At 47.4% G+C, this 908-nt stretch carries 1 protein-coding gene; it reads right to left on the reverse strand.

The features are described from left to right. Positions 1-132: 132 nt before the first annotated feature. Positions 133-908, reverse strand: a 776-nt coding sequence (gene meaB, locus A3729_RS05045) for a methylmalonyl Co-A mutase-associated GTPase MeaB (protein WP_082882008.1), incomplete at its 5' end; no start/stop codon positions are given.

A 908-nucleotide genomic window follows, 5' to 3' on the forward strand; every position in this document is an offset into this window, starting at 1 on the left:
TAGTTTGTTATCAAGCCCGGTTACTTAATCGGGCTTTTTTAGTTTAGCGTTGGCAGATATATTCGAACCCTTGCCTGTCGTGATTAGCTCAGGCTGATAGCAATAGGGTCCTCGCTAAGGGGCGGTAAATAGTCAAGACGGGTCTTGTTTGTTGAGAAATAACTGAATGATTTGATGTGCTGCAGAGTAGGGGGTTACACTATTTTCCTGCACAGCTGAGCGGAGCTTAGGTAGTGCTGATTGAACTGGAGGGTGACTTTTAAGCTCCTGTTCCAACATATCTTTTACCAAGGTGTTCAACCATTCTCTATTTTGTCGGGCGCGTTTATCCTCAAATAGATTAAGGCCTTCTTCATTGGAGTGGCTTTTGCCTTGTTCCTGGTAGTCCAGAATCATGTCCCATACAGTCTCAATTCCGGTGTTCTCAAGAGATGAGCAGGTGAGAATTTGAGGTTTCCAAAAACCATCGTGCTGTAAGAGGTGAAAGGCATTACTGTAGTGGTTTTTGGTTTGCTGAGCCAAGCCTTGGTTAGGACCATCACTTTTGTTAACGACTAAGGCATCCGCCAGCTCCATAATGCCTCGTTTGATGCCTTGTAAGTCATCTCCAGCGTTAGGAAGCATCAATACGAGAAAGAAATCGACCATCGAGGCGACTTCATACTCGGATTGGCCTACACCAACGGTCTCTACGAGTATTACATCGTAGCCGGCGGCTTCGCATAGGAGCATTGTCTCACGGGTTCTAAGCGCGACGCCACCTAGCGCGCCTTCAGAAGGGCTGGGGCGAATAAAGGCATTGTCTTCACGGGCAAGTTTTTCCATGCGGGTTTTATCGCCAAGGATACTTCCTCCACGTAGAGGAGAGCTGGGGTCGACAGCGAGTACAGCTACCTTTTTTCCATTAG

The sequence above is a fragment of the Oleiphilus sp. HI0043 genome (assembly GCF_001634935.1).